The sequence below is a fragment of the Bacillus songklensis genome, assembly GCF_042649685.1.
GTDB classification, from domain to species: domain Bacteria; phylum Bacillota; class Bacilli; order Bacillales; family Bacillaceae_H; genus Bacillus_BA; species Bacillus_BA songklensis.
In genome coordinates, this window is record NZ_JBHRZT010000062.1 from 1 (window position 1) to 981 (window position 981).

Here is a 981-nt window from a genome sequence, read left to right on the forward strand (position 1 = left end):
AACTATAATAAACATCCAATATTATGCATAAGAAGCATGGTTTGGACATGAAAACGATAGCGGTGATACCCAAACATCCGTGGATTCTCCAATCCTTTGTGTTTCAGAAGATGAAAAAGGCGCTCCACCTTGTTGCGCTGATCAAAAAGCAGGTCTCCCAATGCCATTTCTAGAAAAGCTGGCATCACACGGGCATACACGTCTTTTCTCGTCCCGTTCCGTTTGTTAATGGGCGTAATCATGTAGGAGCCTAGTTGTCCTGCAGCTTTGCGCACATCTTTACTGTCATAGGCTGCATCTCCGAGAACAAATGCGATATCTAAATCTAGTTCCTTCAACGCAAATAACACGGTGGGGGCAATGATGCTGTCGTATCGGTTTGCAGGGACGAATGCATAAGATAAGACAACTCCCTCTGCGCTCATACAAAGGTGAAGTTTATACCCTTTATACCAAGAAAAACGCGTAGATTTTCCTTTAGCGGCCTGTGAATCATACAGACTACTGCGCAAGACGGTACTGTCGATTACGGCGACAAGCGTATGGTGAAGTCCCATTCGTTGTAGCGTTTCTAAGTTGATGGATTCATAGCCTTCTTCTCGAAACCATGTGGCAACGCGGGCAAACGTAGCCAGATGTGGAAGCTGAGAAAAGCCGCAAAGATGAGAGAAGTAAGGGAAATCCTCCAGAAATTTTCTCAGTTTACGCAAGGAATCTAAGCGAAACCACGTTTTGAGAAAGAAACTTTTGAGAAACGCTTTTCTGCATAAAGGAGGGCGCCCGGTTAGATAACTCAGATTGCGCAGGGACTGCATGCCATCAATATAATGAAAAAATGTTTGTAACGCATGAGTAGATGAATGAGAATCGATCATATGGGAAATCATAATGATAGTCCGTCTTCCTTCCTATGGTTGAGTAGAGTCTATCATAGGGTGCAAGGAAGGCGGCTTTTTTATTCACAATCTTTGTATAAAAATG

At 43.4% G+C, this 981-nt stretch carries 1 protein-coding gene; it reads right to left on the bottom strand.

Annotation, left to right across the window (positions count from 1 at the left end; all coding sequences use genetic code 11):
• Positions 1 to 2: 2 nt before the first annotated feature.
• The gene (locus ACFOU2_RS25700) at positions 3 to 887 is read right to left on the bottom strand and encodes a transposase (RefSeq protein WP_449237050.1); all 885 of its coding nucleotides are present in this window, start codon (positions 885 to 887) and stop codon (positions 3 to 5) included.
• Between the last annotated feature and the right edge of the window lie 94 nt (positions 888 to 981).

Coding starts and splice junctions, on each gene's coding strand:
- ACFOU2_RS25700 (WP_449237050.1), bottom strand. CDS start 887: ATGATTTCCCATATGATCGATTCTCATTCATCTACTCATGCGTTACAA.